The organism is Streptomyces sp. NPDC056580, assembly GCF_042793175.1.
In the GTDB taxonomy this organism is placed as follows: Bacteria; Actinomycetota; Actinomycetes; order Streptomycetales; family Streptomycetaceae; genus Streptomyces.
Genome location: NZ_JBHTVE010000001.1, coordinates 658,253 through 674,996 on the forward strand (window position 1 = coordinate 658,253; position 16,744 = coordinate 674,996).

General features: G+C 72.8%; 19 protein-coding genes and 1 riboswitch. Of the genes, 9 read left to right on the forward strand and 10 right to left on the reverse strand.

Going from position 1 to position 16,744, the window contains the following annotated elements; translation table 11 throughout:
• Positions 1-70: 70 nt before the first annotated feature.
• Both ACFQ9Z_RS03100 and ACFQ9Z_RS03105 read left to right on the forward strand, forming a co-directional pair.
• Complete coding sequence (locus ACFQ9Z_RS03100) at positions 71-790, forward strand: lysophospholipid acyltransferase family protein (protein WP_383010025.1); 720 nt, start codon at positions 71-73, stop codon at positions 788-790.
• 77 nt (positions 791-867) lie between these two features.
• Positions 868-1,893: an NAD-dependent epimerase/dehydratase family protein gene (locus ACFQ9Z_RS03105; RefSeq protein WP_383010027.1), complete on the forward strand. Its 1,026-nt coding sequence runs from the start codon at positions 868-870 to the stop codon at positions 1,891-1,893.
• 72 nt (positions 1,894-1,965) lie between these two features.
• On the opposite strand, the gene ACFQ9Z_RS03110 is transcribed toward ACFQ9Z_RS03105, so the two are convergent.
• The 8 genes from ACFQ9Z_RS03110 to ACFQ9Z_RS03145 form a co-directional block, all read right to left on the reverse strand.
• Positions 1,966-3,573 carry an alpha/beta hydrolase gene (locus ACFQ9Z_RS03110; protein ID WP_383010029.1) on the reverse strand — a complete coding sequence of 536 codons (1,608 nt, stop codon included), beginning with the start codon at positions 3,571-3,573 and terminating at the stop codon, positions 1,966-1,968.
• 121 nt (positions 3,574-3,694) lie between these two features.
• The gene (locus ACFQ9Z_RS03115; protein ID WP_383010314.1) at positions 3,695-4,453 is read right to left on the reverse strand and encodes an urease accessory protein UreD; all 759 of its coding nucleotides are present in this window, start codon (positions 4,451-4,453) and stop codon (positions 3,695-3,697) included.
• A complete protein-coding gene (ureG, locus tag ACFQ9Z_RS03120) occupies positions 4,450-5,127 on the reverse strand; it encodes an urease accessory protein UreG (RefSeq protein WP_383010031.1) in 678 nt (225 codons plus the stop codon). The genes ACFQ9Z_RS03115 and ureG overlap by 4 nt, the downstream gene beginning before the upstream one ends.
• 102 nt (positions 5,128-5,229) lie before the next feature.
• On the reverse strand, positions 5,230-5,904 hold the full coding sequence (locus ACFQ9Z_RS03125; RefSeq protein ID WP_383010033.1) for an urease accessory protein UreF: 675 nt from the start codon (positions 5,902-5,904) through the stop codon (positions 5,230-5,232).
• Positions 5,904-7,625, reverse strand: a complete 1,722-nt coding sequence (locus ACFQ9Z_RS03130; RefSeq protein WP_383010035.1) for an urease subunit alpha — start codon at positions 7,623-7,625, stop codon at positions 5,904-5,906. Before ACFQ9Z_RS03130 ends, ACFQ9Z_RS03125 begins: the two co-directional genes overlap by 1 nt.
• Positions 7,618-7,929 carry an urease subunit beta gene (locus tag ACFQ9Z_RS03135; RefSeq protein WP_383010037.1) on the reverse strand — a complete coding sequence of 104 codons (312 nt, stop codon included), beginning with the start codon at positions 7,927-7,929 and terminating at the stop codon, positions 7,618-7,620. Before ACFQ9Z_RS03135 ends, ACFQ9Z_RS03130 begins: the two co-directional genes overlap by 8 nt.
• A 10-nt stretch (positions 7,930-7,939) precedes the next feature.
• Complete coding sequence (locus tag ACFQ9Z_RS03140; RefSeq protein ID WP_383010039.1) at positions 7,940-8,242, reverse strand: urease subunit gamma; 303 nt, start codon at positions 8,240-8,242, stop codon at positions 7,940-7,942.
• Positions 8,243-8,499: 257 nt separating this feature from the next.
• Positions 8,500-8,781, reverse strand: a complete 282-nt coding sequence (locus tag ACFQ9Z_RS03145) for a type II toxin-antitoxin system Phd/YefM family antitoxin (RefSeq protein ID WP_383010041.1) — start codon at positions 8,779-8,781, stop codon at positions 8,500-8,502.
• An 88-nt stretch (positions 8,782-8,869) separates the two neighbouring features.
• Here ACFQ9Z_RS03145 and ACFQ9Z_RS03150 point away from each other — a divergent pair, with 88 nt between their 5' ends.
• The 3 genes from ACFQ9Z_RS03150 to ACFQ9Z_RS03160 all read left to right on the forward strand — a co-directional run bounded on the left by ACFQ9Z_RS03150 (position 8,870) and on the right by ACFQ9Z_RS03160 (position 10,865).
• Entirely contained in the window at positions 8,870-9,508 is a 639-nt protein-coding gene (locus ACFQ9Z_RS03150; protein ID WP_383010043.1) for an ATP-dependent Clp protease proteolytic subunit, read from the forward strand.
• Positions 9,509-9,515: 7 nt separating this feature from the next.
• On the forward strand, positions 9,516-9,824 hold the full coding sequence (locus ACFQ9Z_RS03155) for a hypothetical protein (protein ID WP_383010045.1): 309 nt from the start codon (positions 9,516-9,518) through the stop codon (positions 9,822-9,824).
• Between the two features lie 434 nt (positions 9,825-10,258).
• Positions 10,259-10,389: riboswitch (cyclic di-AMP (ydaO/yuaA leader) on the forward strand.
• 2 nt (positions 10,390-10,391) lie between these two features.
• The gene (locus ACFQ9Z_RS03160; RefSeq protein ID WP_383010047.1) at positions 10,392-10,865 is read left to right on the forward strand and encodes a C40 family peptidase; all 474 of its coding nucleotides are present in this window, start codon (positions 10,392-10,394) and stop codon (positions 10,863-10,865) included.
• A 226-nt stretch (positions 10,866-11,091) separates the two neighbouring features.
• Here the strand turns inward: ACFQ9Z_RS03160 and ACFQ9Z_RS03165 are convergent, their stop codons facing one another.
• Complete coding sequence (locus ACFQ9Z_RS03165; RefSeq protein ID WP_383010049.1) at positions 11,092-11,562, reverse strand: ATP-binding protein; 471 nt, start codon at positions 11,560-11,562, stop codon at positions 11,092-11,094.
• 211 nt (positions 11,563-11,773) lie between these two features.
• Here ACFQ9Z_RS03165 and ACFQ9Z_RS03170 point away from each other — a divergent pair, with 211 nt between their 5' ends.
• On the forward strand, positions 11,774-12,634 hold the full coding sequence (locus tag ACFQ9Z_RS03170; RefSeq protein ID WP_383010051.1) for a helix-turn-helix domain-containing protein: 861 nt from the start codon (positions 11,774-11,776) through the stop codon (positions 12,632-12,634).
• A gap of 9 nt (positions 12,635-12,643) precedes the next feature.
• Positions 12,644-12,868, forward strand: a complete 225-nt coding sequence (locus tag ACFQ9Z_RS03175; RefSeq protein WP_360668089.1) for a DUF397 domain-containing protein — start codon at positions 12,644-12,646, stop codon at positions 12,866-12,868.
• Positions 12,869-12,964: 96 nt separating this feature from the next.
• Here ACFQ9Z_RS03175 and ACFQ9Z_RS03180 read toward each other — a convergent pair whose 3' ends face one another.
• Entirely contained in the window at positions 12,965-14,092 is a 1,128-nt protein-coding gene (locus ACFQ9Z_RS03180) for an 8-amino-7-oxononanoate synthase (RefSeq protein WP_383010053.1), read from the reverse strand.
• 146 nt (positions 14,093-14,238) lie between these two features.
• Between ACFQ9Z_RS03180 and bioB the strand changes: the two genes are divergently transcribed.
• The gene (bioB, locus tag ACFQ9Z_RS03185; protein ID WP_383010055.1) at positions 14,239-15,462 is read left to right on the forward strand and encodes a biotin synthase BioB; all 1,224 of its coding nucleotides are present in this window, start codon (positions 14,239-14,241) and stop codon (positions 15,460-15,462) included.
• Positions 15,455-16,744 (forward strand): adenosylmethionine--8-amino-7-oxononanoate transaminase, encoded by a 1,290-nt coding sequence (locus ACFQ9Z_RS03190; protein ID WP_383010057.1) that lies wholly within the window; start codon positions 15,455-15,457, stop codon positions 16,742-16,744. The genes bioB and ACFQ9Z_RS03190 overlap by 8 nt, the downstream gene beginning before the upstream one ends.

Below are 16,744 nucleotides of genomic sequence, written 5' to 3' on the forward strand. Positions count from 1 at the left end.
CCACGAGAGCCCGAACGACCTGGAAGAACGCGGTGGTTGAGCCAATCCGCCAGGAGTGAGGAGCGACCCCTTGTTCTACTACCTGCTCAAGTACGTCCTGCTGGGCCCCCTGCTCAGACTGGTCTTCCGGCCCCGGATCGAGGGGCTTGACCACGTTCCGGCGACGGGCCCGGCGATCGTCGCGGGGAACCACCTGTCCTTCTCGGACCACTTCCTGATGCCGGCGATCCTGCGGCGGCGGATCACCTTCCTCGCCAAGGCCGAGTACTTCACCGGGCCGGGCGTCAAGGGGCGGCTGACCGCGTTCTTCTTCCGCAGCGCCGGACAGATCCCGGTGGATCGCTCGGGCAAGGAGGCGGGGCAGGCCGCGATCCGCGAGGGTCTCGGGGTGCTCGGCAGGGGCGAACTGCTGGGCATCTACCCGGAGGGGACCCGGTCGCACGACGGCCGACTGTACAAGGGGAAGGTAGGGGTCGCGGTCATGGCGCTGCGGGCCGGGGTGCCCGTGGTGCCCTGCGCGATGATCGGCACCTTCGAGGCGCAGCCGCCGGGCAAGGTCGTCCCCCGGATCCGCCCCGTGGTGATCCGCTTCGGCGAGCCGCTCGACTTCTCGCGCTATGCCGGCATGGAGAGGGAGAAGACCGTCCTGCGGGCCGTCACCGACGAGATCATGTACGCGATCCTCTCGCTCTCCGAGCAGGAGTACGTCGACCGGTACGCGGCCGACGTCAAGGCCGAGCAGGCGGAGGCGAAGAAGGAGCGCAGGTTCCCCCGGGCGCCGCTCGGCTGACCTCCTCCCCCACGGCTGACCTCTGCCCTCGGCAGAACCGCTCGGGCCCGGGCGCGTCCCGTGCCTAGGCTCGCCGCATGAAGAGGGCAGTGGTGATCGGGGCGAGCGGGCAGATCGGCCGTCCGGTGGTGGCGGCGCTGGCACGGGACGGCTGGGAGGTGACGGCCGCCTCGCGGGGCGGTGGCCGGGACGCGTCGTGGGACGCCGGTGTACGGGTGGTGCGGCTGGACCGGTCCGACGACGGCGCGGTGGCCGCCGCGGTGGGCGACGGCTGCGATCTCGTGGTGGACGTGGTGGCCTACGACGCCTCGCACGCACGGCAGTTGACGTCGCTCGCGGACCGGATCGGTTCGGCGGTGGTCGTCTCCAGCGTGGAGGTGTACGAGGACGGCGCCGGACGCGGCTTCGACACCATGGGCGAGCCGGACGGCTTCCCGGTCTACCCGGTGCCGGTGCCCGAGTCCCAGCCGGTGGTGGCGCCGGGCACGGCGACCTACGCCACCCGGAAGGCGGCCCTGGAGCACGAACTCGGGCTCGCGGGCGAGAAGCTGCCGACGACCGTGCTGCGGGCGGGCGCGGTGCACGGCCCGTACAGCCGGCTCCCCCGCGAGCTGTACTTCGTGAAGCGGAACCTGGACGGCAGGCGCGAGCGGGTGCTCGCGTACCGCGGGGAGAGCCGCTTCCATCCGGCGAGCGCCCGGAACATCGCCGAACTGGTGCGACTGGCGGCGGCCCGGCCGGGGTCCCGGGTGCTCAACGCCGGTGACGGCGACGCCCCGACGGCCGCTGAGATCGGGGCGGCGGTCGACGCGGTCATGGGGGTGCGGACCCGGACGACGCCGGTGGACGGTCCGCCGCCCGGCGGGACCGTGGGCCAGACCCCGTGGTCGGTCCCGCGGCCGGTGGTCTTCGACGTGTCCGCGGCCGAGCGGGAGCTGGGCCACCGCCCGGCGCCGTACGCGGAGGGCCTCGCGGAGACGGTGGAGTGGCTGACCCGCGCGCTGCGCGAGCAGGACTGGCGGGAGCGCTTCCCGGTGCTGGCGCGGGCGTATCCCGCTCTCTTCGACTACGCGGCCGAGGACGCCTGGCGGACGCGGGCATGACGAAGGGGCGGCCGGGAAGTCCGGCCGCCCCCTGTGGTCCGTACGCCGTCCGTACGCCCTCCGTGCCGCTGGTTACGGCTTGGGCGTGGCGTGCGGCGCGCAGGTCACGTCGGCGGAGTCCAGCTTGCCGCCGAGGAGATAGGCGTCGACCCGGTCGTTGACGCAGGGGTTGACCAGGCCGGTCACGCCGTGGGAGCCCGCGTCCCGCTCGGTGATGAGCCGCGAGCCCTTGAAGCGCTTGTGCAGTTCGACGGCGCCCTGGTACGGCGTCGCGGCGTCACGCGTGGACTGGACGATCAGCACCTGCGGCAGACCCTTGTGGGTGCCCACCTCGACGGGCGTGTGTTGCTTGGCCGGCCAGGTGGCGCAGGGCAGGTTCATCCAGGCGTTGGCCCAGGTCATGAACGGGTGGTCCCGGTGCAGCCGGGTGTTGTCCCGGTCCCACTTGCTCCAGCTCGTGGGCCACTTGGCGTCGGCGCACTCGACTGCGGTGTAGACGGCGTTGCTGTTCTCCGAGGCGGCGTTGCCGGCCTCGTCCGACATGTCGGGGGCGGCGGCGTCCACGAGGGCCTGGGTGTCACCGGCGACGTACTTGCTGAACACCGAGGCGACCGGCACCCACGAGGAGTCGTAGTACGGGGCGCTCTGGAAGAAGGAGATCAGCTCGGCCGGGCCGACGACCCCGCCGAGGGGGCTCTTCTTGGCGGTGGCGCGCAGTTCGAGCCACTTGGCCTGGACCGCGTCGCGGGTGGTGCCCAGGTGGAAGGCGGCGTCGTTGGCGGCGACCCAGTCCTCCCAGTCCTTCCAGCGGCCCTCGAAGGCGACGTCCTGGTCCAGGTTGGCCTGGTACCAGATGCTCTGCTTCGACGGGTTCACCACGCTGTCCACGACCATGCGGCGCAGGTGGCCCGGGAAGAGGGTGCCGTAGACGGCGCCGAGGTAGGTGCCGTAGGAGACGCCGAGGTAGTTGAGCTTGCGCTCGCCGAGCGCGGCGCGGATGACGTCCAGGTCGCGAGCGGTGTTCGGCGTGGTCATGTGCGGCAGCATCGCGCCGCTGCGCTCGCCGCAGCCCTCCGCGTACTCGCGTGCCAGCTTGCGCTGGGCGGTCTTGTCGGCCTCGGTGTCCGGCACCGGGTCGGCCTTGGGCGCCTTGACGTACTCCTGCGGGTCGACGCAGGAGATGGGCGCCGAGTGGCCGACGCCGCGCGGGTCGAAGCCGACGAAGTCGTAGGCCTTCGCGACGTTCGCCCAGACGGCGTTCTTGGTGGTGACCCGGCGCGGGAAGCGCAGACCGGAGCCACCGGGACCGCCCGGGTTGTAGACGAGGGCGCCCTGGCGCTCCTGCGGCGTGCCCGTGTTGCCGATGCGGTCGACGGCGAGCTGGATCTGCTTGCCGTTGGGCTTGCTGTAGTCGAGCGGCACGGAGACCCAGCCGCACTGGATGGGCTTCTCCAGTCCCCAGTCGGCGGGGCAGTCACGCCAGTCGACGCCGGCCTTGGCGGCGCCGGCGGCGGCGATCTCGGCGCCGACGGCCTCCCGGTCCCGCCCCTGGCGGCTGTCGGCGCTGGCCGCGGGTGCCGACACCGCGCCGGCTATCAGGGTCGCCGTGACGAGCGCTCCGGCCGAACCGAGCGCCAGCAGGCGGCTCTTCGGTCTGTTGTCCCTCAAGTGGGCTCCCATTGCACATCGCTGCGAGTGGTCAGACGGGGATCCTCCCGGCTGTGAGCCACCTGGGAACAGGGGGCGCGGACCTTCTTTACCAATCCGATAAACGGATCGACGCGTCTCCTGAGCGGAACAGTCAGGTGAGCAGGGCGAGCGCCTCGTCGAGCAGCCGCCGCAATCTCAGCGCGTCGGGGGCGACGGCGCTGACGAGCACCGCGGGCCCGGCGAGCGGCATCAGCGCGGCGCACTCCCCCAGCACCCGTGCGGCGGCCGGCCGCTCCGCGAACTCGGGCCGGACCACGACCAGTTGCCCGACGGACCGGTGACCGCCGAGCATGGCGGGCCCGTCCCAGCCGCCCGGCGCTCCGGGCCCGCAGCTCAGCTCCTGGTCCAGCAGGGTCCGGCCGGCGACCCGCACGGTGAGCCGGCTGGTGAGCCGTCCGGGCTCCTCCCCGGCCCGCCCGAGCACCTGCTCCTCGCGCAGCACGAGCCGTGCGCCGGCGGCGAGTTCGGCCCGGGTGGTGACGCGCAGGTCGCTTCCGCCGGCCGAGATGAGCTGCTCCGGCAGCCAGTTAAGCTCCGCGCCGTCGGCCACGTCGAGCCGTACGTCGTATCGTGCCTCACCCTTGTGCTGTCCCGGCAGCGCGATGGTGGCGGCGGCCGAACCGACGTGCAGCCGGGCGCCCGCGGCCGCCCGGGCCCGCACCCGGAAGCGGTCGCCGCCGAGCGGGCCGCTCATCGCGCCGACGACCATCACCCGGGCCTCGTCACCGCTCGCCCGGACGCGACGCAGCGCGAGCGGGCCCTCGCCGTCCAGCACGGGCAGGACGGTGCCGCCCCGCCCGTCGCCGCGGGCGACGATCCGCGCGTCCGCCCGGACCCCGGTCGCCGTCACGCGGTCCACGCGGCGAGCCGCCCCCGCACCCACGCGGCGACCTCCGCCACGCCCGCGTCACCGCGCAACGACTGCAGGACCACCGGGAGTTCGCCCCGTTGCGCCTTGGCGTCGGCGGCCATCCGGGCGAGGTCGGAGCCGACGTACGGCGCGAGGTCGGTCTTGTTGACGACGAGCAGGTCGGCGGTGGTGACGCCGGGGCCGCCCTTGCGCGGGATGTCGTCGCCGCCGGCGACGTCGATCACGAAGACCTGAGCGTCCACGAGCCCCTTGGAGAAGGTCGCGGTGAGGTTGTCCCCGCCGGACTCCACGAGGACGAGGTCCAGGGGCCCCACCGTGTCCTCCAGATCCTCCACCGCCTCGAGGTTGGCGGAGATGTCGTCGCGGATCGCGGTGTGCGGGCAGGCGCCGGTCTCCACGGCCGCGATCCGCTCGGGCGGCAGCACGGCCTCCCTGAGCAGGAACTCGGCGTCCTCGCGGGTGTAGATGTCGTTGGTGACGACGGCCAGGGAGAGTTCGTCGCGCAGGGCGCGGCACAGCGCGGCGACGGTGGCGGTCTTCCCGGATCCCACGGGGCCGCCGAGCCCGATGCGCAGGGCGCGCCGGGTCCCGTCGGGACGGCGGGCGTCGGCGCTCACGGCGGCGGCGCCGGGGTGGGCGTGGTCGAGGTGCATGTACGGCTCCTGTCTCGGCTGCCTTGCCCGGGGGGTGGCTCCCCTGGCGGACGGCAGGTGTGTGTTGGGGGGGTGACCCGGAGGGAACGAGGGTGGGGCGCGTCAGGATGCGAACAGCCGCACGGGCCAGGCCGCGTGCCACTCGGCGCCGGTCTCCAGCAGCGGCCCGGACCCGGCCGGCAGGGCGTCGGTCCCCTCGTCGGAAACCTGCCGCGCGGCCGCCACCGCCCGGTCCACGACACGGTCCAGCTCCGGCGCCAGCCGCGCCAGCACACCGGTCGCGTCGAACGGGTCGAGGCCGAGCAGCCGTACGGTCGCCGTGGCCGGTCCGCTCACGCTCTCGTACGCCGCGCAGTACGCCGCGTCCCCAGGTGCGAGACCGGCCGCGCGGGCGGCCAGGCCGAGCACCACCGGCTGATGCGCTCCTTTGGGGAACTCCTGTGCCAGCGCGTCGAGTTCCCCGGACGGCCAGCAGGCCCGGGCGGCCCGCAGCAACTGCCGCCCGAGCCGCCGCGCGGCCGCTCGCAGCGCGGGTGAGGGCGTGCGGGCGTCCGCGGCCGCGTCCAGCTCCCGCGGCTCGGCGCCCAGGACGGCGGCCGCCGCGAGGGCGCCCGCGAGGAGCCCGGCGGTGTGCAGCCGGCCCCGGCAGAAGTCCTCCAGGCTCGCGGCCGAGGTGATCCGGCCCGCCTTGACGGCGGCCTCCGCCCCGCCGGAGTGCGCGTGCCCTCCGGCGGGGAACCGGCCGTCGGCCAGGACGAGCAGTGCTGCCCTGGACATCAGAAGAGGAAGTAACGCTGGGCCATGGGCAGTTCGGCGGCGGGCGTCGCCTCGACCAGCTCCCCGTCGATGTGCACGGCGAAGCTGTCGGGGTCGATCCGCACGCTCGGCCGCGCGTCGTTCTCGCGCATGTCGGCCTTGGTGACCGACCGCGTCGAGTCGATGGCGGCGAACCGCTTGCCGAGCCCGAGCCGCTCCGGCAGCCCGTCCTCGACCGCGAGCGGCGCCACGAAGTTGACAGAGTTGCCGGCCGGCGCCCGGCCGATCGCCCCGTACATCGGGCGCGGCAGGATGGGCTGCGGGGTGGGGATGGAGGCGTTGGCGTCGCCCATCTGCGCGTACGCGATCTGGCCGCCCTTGATGACGAGGAGCGGCTTGACGCCGAAGAACGCCGGCTCCCAGAGCACCAGGTCGGCGAGCTTGCCGGTCTCCACCGACCCGATCTCCCGGGCCAGGCCCTGGGCGAGCGCCGGGTTGATCGTGTACTTGGCGACGTAGCGCCGCACCCGGTGGTTGTCCGCCCGGCCGTCGCCGGGCAGCGCGCCGCGCCGCCGCTTCATGACGTGGGCGGTCTGCCAGGTGCGCAGCACGACCTCGCCGACCCGGCCCATGGCCTGCGAGTCCGAGGAGATGATGGAGATCGCGCCCAGGTCGTGCAGCACGTCCTCGGCGCCGATGGTGGACGGCCGGATGCGGGACTCGGCGAAGGCCAGGTCCTCCGGGACCGCCGGGTTCAGGTGGTGGCAGACCATCAGCATGTCGAGGTGTTCCTCGGCGGTGTTGACGGTGAAGGGCCGGGTCGGGTTGGTCGAACTCGGCAGCACGTGCGGCTCGGAGACGACCGTCATGATGTCCGGCGCGTGCCCGCCGCCCGCGCCCTCGGTGTGGTACGCATGGATGCCCCGCCCGGCGATCGCGGCGAGCGTGTCGCCGACGAATCCGGCCTCGTTCAGGGTGTCGGTGTGGATCGCGACCTGGATGCCGGTCCGGTCCGCCACGGTCAGCGCGGCGTCGATGACGGCCGGGGTGCAGCCCCAGTCCTCGTGCAGTTTGAGCCCGAGGGCGCCGCCGCGGATCTGGGAGAGCATCGCCTCGTGCGAGACGGTGTTTCCCTTGCCCAGCAGGCCGATGTTGAGGGGGTACTGCTCCATCGCGGCCAGCATCCCGGCCAGGTGCCAGGGGCCGGGCGTCACGGTGGTCGCCTTGGAGCCCTCGGCGGGGCCGGTGCCGCCGCCGACCAGGGTGGTGATGCCGGCGGCCAGCGCCTCGTCGGCGACCTGCGGGCAGATGAAGTGCACATGGGCGTCGATCGCGCCGGCGGTGAGGATCCGCCCGTTCCCGGCGATGATCTCGGTCTCCGGGCCGATCACCAGGTCGGGGTGGACACCGTCCATGGTGTCCGGGTTGCCGGCCTTGCCGATGCCGGTGATCCGGCCGTCGCGGATGCCGACGTCGGCCTTGACGACGCCCCAGTGGTCGACGACGACCACCCCGGTGATGACGGTGTCGGGGGCGCCCTCGGCGCGGGTGGCCCGGGACTGGCCCATGGACTCGCGGATGACCTTGCCGCCGCCGAAGACCGCCTCGTCCCCGGCGAGTCCGGGCCCGCCGCAGCGGTCCTCCTCGATCTCGATCAGCAGATCGGTGTCGGCGAGGCGGACGCGGTCGCCGGTGGTGGGGCCGAACAGGTCGGCGTAGGCGGCGCGGGAGATCTCAGGCATCCAGGGCACCTCCGGTCGCGCCGCGCAGCCCGGGCACGATCCGGGCGCCGGCCAGGGGCACGAGCGCCACGTCCACGGGGATGCCGGGCTCGAAGCGCACGGCGGTGCCGGCGGCGATGTCGAGCCGCTTGCCGTGCGCGGCGGCGCGGTCGAACTCCAGACCGGGGTTGGCCTCGGCGAAGTGGTAGTGGGAGCCGACCTGGACCGGCCGGTCGGCGGCGTTGAGGACGGTGAGACGGGTGACCTCGCGGCCTTCGTTGAAGACGACGGGGCCGTCCGCGAACAGGACTTCTCCGGGAATCATCGCGGGCCCCTCAGACGATCGGCTCGTGCACGGTGACGAGCTTGGTGCCGTCCGGGAAGGTGGCCTCGACCTGGACGTCGTGGATCATCTCCGGAATGCCGTCCATGACGTCGTCCCTGGTGAGGAGCTTGCGGCCGGACGACATCAGCTCGGCGACGGTACGGCCGTCCCGGGCGCCCTCGAGGACGTGCGACGTGATGAGGGCGACCGCCTCGGGGTGGTTGAGCCTCAGTCCGCGGGCCCTACGCCTCTCGGCCACGTCGGCGGCCACATGGATCAGCAGCCGCTCTTGCTCGTGCGGGGTCAGTTGCACGTCCCACCTCACAGTCCTTGCTCCGGACCGTGCGGGGTCCGGTTGCCGCAGCCACCGCGACGGGGACAGATGTAACACACAGACAAATTGCCCCGATGGTGATCAACCTGTGCAGAGAAAACCCCTGGTGGCGTGGATCGGCAGGCTAGTTGGCCGGAGTTTCAACGACGTTAACCAGCCCTTGATCCACCCATGGCCACCCGATGGACTCCCGCATACGCACGCGTCGACGGCCCCCCGGCCCGCGGAACCGGCCGCTACGAGCCGCCGGGCCCCCGGTGCTCGGCGGCGACGCCGAACCGGTGCCGCTCCCGCGAACCCGCGGGCCCGGCCTCGCGCACCTTGGACACCGAGCTGACGATCTCCTCCCCGGCCGGCTCGTCGAGGGCGTCCAGACGCTCCAGGTCGGCGGCCGAGACCAGCGCGACGAGCGGCTTGCCGTGCCGCGTCACGACGACGCGCTCGCCGCCGTACACCACCCGGTTGATCAGGTCGGCGAGCTCAGCCCTGGCTTGCGTCACCGGAATCTCGTAGGCCATGCCCCCATCTTAACGTCACGTACATCCTGTACATTTTTTACAGACGCGGGGCCCAAGAGAGGTCCCGTTGTGAGGAGGGGGTTCGCCCATGGCACGACCGTCCGCCCGCCACGTCCTGCCCGAGTTCACCGAACGCACGGACACGGGGTCGCACCGCACGCTCGATCCCTATTCGAAGCTGTTCGAAAGCCGGATCGTCTTCCTCGGGACGCCGCTCGACGACACCGCGGCCACCGATGTGATCACCCAGTTCATGCACCTCGAACACACCGCGCCCGACCGGGACATCACGCTGTACCTCAACTGCCCGGGCGGCTCCTTCAGCGCCATGACGGCCGTCTACGACACGATGCGCTACGTCCACTGCGACGTGGAGACCTACTGCCTCGGCCAGGCCGCCTCCGCCGCCGCGGTCCTGCTCGCGGCCGGGGCCCCGGGCAAGCGGTTCATGCTGCCGGGAGCGCGTGTGGTGCTGGAGCAGCCCGCGCTGTCCGAGCCGGCCCAGGGGCAGCCGAGCGACCTGCTCATCCAGGCCGGGGAGCTGACGCGGATGCGCGCGCTGACGGAGGAGATGCTGGCCCGGCACACCGGGCGCACGGCGGAGCAGGTCGGCCTGGACCTGGAGCGCGACCTGATCCTCGACGCGCCGGGCGCACTGGAGTACGGCCTGGTCGACGGCGTCGTGCCGAGCCGCGGCGCCGGCCCGCGCGCCGAGCGGGCGGAGTGAGCCGCCGATGCCGCCCGCTGAGCTTCCCCCGCTGCCCGCGCTGACCAGGGCCGAGGGCGAGCTGATCGACCGTTACCTGGAGGCGGTCGACCTGCTCGGCCGGATCAACCCGGCGCGCCCGGGCGACACCTACGGCGGGCTGCGCGCGGCGCAGGCCCTGGTGCGCAAGGCGGCCGAACTGCGCGACGCGCTCGCCCTGATGCACCGGCGGGGCGAGACGGAGCTGCACGGGGACACGCTGGCACGGGCCCTGCGGGTGCTCGACGGCGAGCGCCGGACCGCGCGCGTCGTGCTCCCGCCCGACCGCGTGGGCTGACCCGGACACCGGTTGCGTGCCGGGTGGACCTCGCCGTCGACGGCCCGCCCGGCACGGAGTCGAAACGACCCGAACGACGGACCCCCGACCGGCTTATCTCCGGGCCTTTTTTCTGACCCTCCGACTTGCGCATTTCACGCCCAGCCGAGCCGGTCACGGATGCGAAGCCCCAGGTCCGGGGCTACACACCGGAGTTGACGGTGCCTCGAACAGAGCAGTGTCCACCCGAACGGGTGAGTGGTGAGTAACGCCACAAATCCCCGGTTCCGTTGGGATTTTCGGACACCTGTGAGTGAAGATCCCTGTCTGACGACAAGACCCCGCCACCGCGGCGGGGCGATCCGGGCGGACGCCGAGTCCTGCCGCCGCCCGGGTGACCGGTCGACAGGAGTGGATCGGCAGGAGTGGAGGACCCAGGCAAGACGGGTCGCCGGGACGGACGTTCGTCGCAGACGGACGGTCGTGCCGAGCAGCCCTTGGGGTGAAGCCGCGGCAACGCGGCCGGGCCACTTCGCCAGCCCGAATCCGACAGGTCATCCTTCACAGGCGGCTGACGAAGGGTTGCGCATGACTGCGCTGAATCGTGTCCCGTCGATGATGGCCCGGGCCGGCACGGCCTCGGCTCTTACGCTTGCCGCGGTGGGCGGCTCCGTCGCCGTGCCGGGCCTGGCCGGTGAGGCCTCGGCCGCCACTTTGGCGACGAAGGCTCTGCACGTCGCCGCTTCAAAGAAGGGCTCGCCTTACCAGTACGGGGCAACCGGTCCGCGCCGGTTCGACTGCTCGGGTCTGACGCTCTACTCGTTCAAGAAGGTGGGCAAGAAGCTGCCGCGCACGGCGGCCCAGCAGTACAACAAGACCCGCCATATCTCCGCCAGTCACCGCCGGGCCGGTGACCTGGTCTTCTTCCACTCAGGTTCCAGCGTCTACCACGTCGGCATCTACGCCGGGAAGGGCAAGATCTGGCACGCCCCGAAGACCGGGGCCGTGGTGCGTCTCGAGAAGATCTGGACCCGGAGCGTCTGGTACGGCCGGGTGAGCTGACCCCGTCCACCCCCGGAGCGGCTCCAGCAGCAGGGCCGCTCCCCCTGACCACCGGCGCCGTCCCGGCGCTCGCCTGAAGCACGCGGGCGGGCCCGGGACGGCGCGGTCGCGTCCCGGGCCGTGACGGGCCGCCCAGGCGCCCGCCCGGCCGCGCGCCGGTCCTCCGGACTCCCGGGGGACGCCCAGGCCTGTCTGACGATTCCCGCCGGGCCCGCGACGCGAATCGTCAGACAGGCCCAAGGGGTTCCTGCTGCGCGGCCGTCGTCAGGTGCTCCCTCCGGAGCGTCCACGGCAGCTCGATCGACACCGTCTTGCCGCCCTCGCGGGTGGGGCGGACGCGGAGTCTGCCGCCGCACTCGGCGGTGAGCCAGCGGATGATGACCATGCCGCGCCCGTTGTCCTGCTGGACGGCGGCGGGCAGTCTCTTCGGGAAGCGTGGATGGCTGTCCGTGACGCCGATGCGCAGGTGCTCGTCACGGTACAGCGCGATGTCGACCGTGAAGGTGGGTGACTGGCCGAAGGTGTGCTGCACGGCGTTGGTGGCGAGTTCGGAGACGATGAGCCGGACCGTGTCGGCCACGTCGGTGTCCGACGGCAGGCCCCACTCCGCGAGGGTGCCCACGACGTAGGAGCGGGCCGCGGAGACCGAGGCGGGATCGCTCGGCAGAGTGACGGATGCTTCCAGGTGGTCTGCCATGGCGAGGTCATCCCTTTCCCACGGGCCCGCGGTCCGGCGAGGAGCGGATGGTTCGAGTACGGTCCCGGACTGGTGGTTCTTCGCCAGACTGCCATCACCGGACCGGCCGGGGGAGCCATCCACCGAGATATGCATATATCTGTCGCCCGAAGCGGTGAACTCTGCGACTCGAGACCGTATCCGGGCGGCCCGGAAGGAGTAAGGAGTCCCCATGCAGAACGGTCCAGCGGTGCGACGCCGCAAGCTGGGCGCCGAACTGCGCGCGCTGCGCACCGGGGCCGGGCTCACCAGTGGCGAGGCGGCCCGGCTGGTGGGCTGGCACCAGTCGAAGGTGAGCCGCATCGAGACCGGCGCCAGCGGGGTGCGGCCGGCCGACGTGCGGCTGCTGCTCGACGCCTACGGGGTGGACGACCGGCAGCTGCGGGAGCTGCTGCTGGCGCTGACGGGCTCCGACGACGCGGGCGGCCGCAACCGCTGGTGGCACGCCTACCGCGGCGTGCTGCCGCCCACCTACCGCGACTTCATCAGCCTGGAGTCGCAGGCGAGCGGGATGCGCACCCTGGAGACCACGGTGGTTCCCGGCCTGCTGCAGACGCCCGAATACGCTCGCGCGGTGACCCGGGCGGCTGTGGAGGGCGTGGACGAGGAGCGGCTGGACGCCCTGGTGGAGGTGCGGCTGGCGAGGCAGGACGTGCTGCGCTCCGAGCCGCCGCTGGAGCTGACCGCGGTGCTGGACGAGGCGGTGCTCCGGCGCGAGGTCGGCGGTCCCGGGGTGATGGCGCGGCAGCTGGACCGGCTGGTGGAGGCGGCACGGCTGCCCCAAGTACGGCTCCAGGTGCTGCCGTTCTCGGCGGGGGCACACGTCGGCCTCACCGGGCCTTTCGTTATCTTCTCATTTCCGCGCACTTCTGATCTGGACGTGGTTGTTCTTGACCAGTTGACGAGTAGCCTTTACCTGGAACGGAAAGAAGACCTCATGGCCTACACCGAGGCCTTCGACTCCCTTCGGTTCCACGCCCTTTCACCCGAGGACTCGTTGGACTACATCGCCGGGATAGGTGACGGCGCGTAAGGAGGCACCATGACCGCACTGCCTCGGAACGTCCCAGCCAGTACCGACCTGCACGACGTGCGGTGGCTGCGCAGCAGCTACAGCACCGGAGCGAACAACTGCGTGGAGGCGGCACGTCCGTGCTCCGGCCCGTGGGCCGGACTGCTCGCCGTACGCGACTCCAAGGCCCCCGCGGGACCCGCGCTGCTCTTCTCCCCCGGGAGCTGGGCGGGCTTCGTGGCCGCACTCCGGTGACATCCGCCGGGCCCTGATCGGTCATCGACCGACGGACCGGCTCCTACTGATCAGATTCGATCACTTCCGTTCGCTGTGCGGCCGTGTCACGCCGACTCATGGTCGCGCCTCGCGAATCACACGTACAGCGCGTTCGATCTCGGCCCCGGAGAGGTCCGCGCGGGCGGTCAGCCGCAGCCGCGAGATGCCGTCGGGCACGGAAGGAGGACGGAAGCAGCCCACGGCCAGGCCTGCCGAACGGCAGTCGGCCGCCCAGCGCACGGCCCGCTCCGGGGACGGAGCCCGCACGGAGACCACCGCGGCGTCCGGACGCACCGCATCCAGACCCGCGGCGGTCAGCCGTGCGTGCAGTTCGGCGGCGACCGCGCGGGCCCGTTCCGCCCGCGCCGGCTCGCGCCGCAGCAGCCGCAGCGCCGCCAGCGCGGCGCCCACGGCGGCGGGGGCGAGGCCCGTGTCGAAGATGAACGTACGGGCCGCGTTGACCAGATGGGCGACGACCCGGGCAGGTCCGAGCACCACCCCGCCCTGACTGCCCAGCGACTTCGACAGCGTGGCCGTGGCGACCACGTCGCCTGAGCCCGCGAGCCCGGCCGCGAACGGGGCGCCCCGGCCGCCCTCGCCCAGCACCCCGAGCCCGTGCGCGTCGTCCACGACCAGCCCGGCGCCGTGCGCCCGGCACGCCTCGGCCAGGGCGGCCAGCGGTGCCGCGTCGCCGTCCACGGAGAACACCGTGTCGGAGACGGCGATCGCCGGCCCCTGGTGGGTGCCGAGCGCCTTGGCCACGGCCTCCGGGTCGGCGTGCCCGACCACCTGGGTGGCGCCCCGGGCGAGCCGGCAGCCGTCGATGAGCGAGGCGTGGTTGCCCGCGTCGGACACGATCAGCGAGCCGTGCGGCCCGAGCGCGGTGACGGCGGCCAGGTTGGCGGCGTAACCGGAGGAGAAGACCAGGGCCGCCTCGAAGCCGCAGAAGTCGGCCAGTTCCCGCTCCAGCTCGGTGTGCAGTTCGGTGGTGCCGGTGACCAGCCGGGAACCGGTGGCCCCGCCGCCCCAGGCACGGACGGCCCCGGCGGCCCCCTCGACGACCTCCGGATGGCGGGCGAGACCCAGGTAGTCGTTGCCCGCCAGGTCCAGCAGGGGTGAGTCGGCCGGGCGCGGGCGCAGGGTCCGCACGAGTCCGGCACGGCGGCGCGTCTCGGCCTGCTCGTCGATCCAGCCGAACGCCATGGGTCCTCCGGGCTTTTGTAGGTAGCGGACAGACACTAGCCGCACGGCCTGCCACCCAGGGTGTGGCAATACCCACACGGTGAACCGTCTCCGTTGTGCAAACTCTCCTTGGCCCGGGACGGTCCCGTAGGCCAGGATCGTGCCTCATGGACCTGCTGAACACGCTGGTGGAAAAGGGGCTTCGGCGCGAGTCGCCGACCCGCGACGAGGCACTCGCCGTGCTCGCCACCTCCGACGACGACCTGCTCGATGTGGTGGCCGCGGCCGGCAAGGTGCGCCGGCACTGGTTCGGCCGGCGCGTGAAACTCAACTACCTTGTCAACCTCAAGTCCGGCCTGTGCCCCGAGGACTGCTCCTACTGCTCCCAGCGGCTCGGCTCCACCGCCGGCATCCTCAAGTACACCTGGCTCAAGCCCGACGAGGCCTCCGAGGCCGCCGCCGCGGGCCTGGCCGGGGGCGCCAAGCGGGTCTGCCTGGTGGCGTCCGGGCGCGGCCCCACGGACCGGGACGTGGACCGGGTCTCCGAGACCATCCGGACCATCAAGGACCGGCACGAGGACGTCGAGGTGTGCGCCTGCCTGGGCCTGCTCTCCGACGGCCAGGCCGAGCGGCTGCGCGAGGCGGGCGCGGACGCCTACAACCACAACCTGAACACCTCCGAGGCCACGTACGGGGACATCACCACCACCCACACGTACGCCGACCGGGTGGACACGGTGAACAAGGCGCACGCGGCCGGGCTGTCCGCCTGCTCCGGGCTGATCGCCGGAATGGGTGAGAGCGACGAGGACCTGGTGGACGTCGTCTTCTCGCTGCGGGAACTCGACCCGGACTCCGTTCCGGTGAACTTCCTGATCCCGTTCGAGGGAACCCCGCTCGCAAAGGAGTGGAACCTCACCCCGCAGCGCTGCCTGCGCATCCTCGCGATGGTCCGCTTCGTCTGCCCGGACGCGGAGGTGCGCATCGCGGGCGGCCGCGAGGTCCACCTGCGCACCATGCAGCCCCTCGCCCTGCACCTGGCCAACTCCATCTTCCTGGGCGACTACCTGACCAGCGAGGGCCAGGCGGGCAGGGCCGACCTGGAGATGATCGCGGACGCCGGCTTCGAGGTGGAGGGCGCCGACCAGGTGACCCTGCCCGCGCACCGGGTGTCCGCCGCGGGCGGCTGCGGCTCGCACGAGGGCGCCGGGTGCGGCCCGCAGGCCGAGGCGGGCTGCGGCTCGCACGCGGCGGCCGGCTGCGGCTCGCACGGGGGCGGCGGTGTCTGCGGCACGGCGTCCACGCCGGAGCCCGCGGCGAACGAGGCGCGCACCGACCTCGTCGCCGTGCGCCGCCGGGGCGCCGGAACGGACCTCGCGCCCAATGCCTGACCTGCCCGGCCTGAGCCTGCCCGAGCTGCTGGAACTGGACCGGCGGCACGTGTGGCATCCGTACGGTCCGATGCCCGGGCGCGGTGAACCGCTCGTCGTGGAGTCGGCGAGCGGGGTCCGGCTGCGCCCGGCCGACGGCTCGGGCGAGCTGGTCGACGGCATGTCCTCCTGGTGGTCGGCGATCCACGGCTACAACCACCCCGTCCTCAACGAGGCGGCGCGGGAGCAGCTCGGGCGGATGAGTCACGTCATGTTCGGCGGGCTCACGCACGAGCCCGCCGTCCGGCTGGCGAAGCTCCTTGTCGACATGTCACCGGAGGGACTCGAGCACGTGTTCCTCGCCGACTCCGGCTCGGTGTCGGTCGAGGTCGCGGTGAAGATGTGCCTGCAGTACTGGCGCTCGCTCGGCCGGCCCGCCAAGCAGCGCCTGCTGACCTGGCGTGGCGGCTACCACGGCGACACCTGGCAGCCGATGTCGGTGTGCGACCCCGAGGGCGGGATGCACGGTCTGTGGGCCGGTGTGCTGCCGCGCCAGGTGTTCGCGGACGCGCCGCCGGCCGAGTACGAGGAGCCCTACGCGCTGCACCTGCGCGAGCTGGTCGCGCGGCACGCGGACGAGCTGGCCGCCGTGATCGTGGAGCCGGTGGTGCAGGGCGCCGGCGGGATGCGGTTCCACTCCCCCGCGTACCTGCGGGTGCTGCGCGAGGCGTGCGACGAGCACGGCGTGCTGCTGGTGTTCGACGAGATCGCCACCGGGTTCGGGCGCACGGGCGAGCTGTTCGCGGCCGAGCACGCGGGCGTCGCTCCGGACGTGATGTGCGTGGGCAAGGCGCTGACCGGCGGCTACCTCACCATGGCCGCCACGCTGTGCACCGCGCGGGTGGCGGACGGCATCTCGCGGGGCGAGGTGCCGGTGCTGGCCCACGGCCCGACGTTCATGGGCAACCCGCTGGCGGCCGCCGTGGCCTGCGCCTCGATCGGCCTCCTGCTCGGGCAGGACTGGCGGTCGGAGGTCCGGCGGATCGAGGCGGGCCTGCGGGCGGGTCTGGAGCCCGCCGCCGCGCTGCCGGGTGTGAAGGACGTCCGCGTCCTGGGCGCCGTCGGCGTGGTGCAGCTCGACCACGAGGTCGACATGGCCGCGGCCACCGGGGCCGCCGTGCGGGAGGGCGTGTGGCTGCGTCCGTTCCGCGACCTGGTCTACACGATGCCGCCGTACGTCACCTCGGACGAGGACGTGGCGCGGATCGCACGCGCGGTGTGCGCCGCGGCACGGGAGGGATGA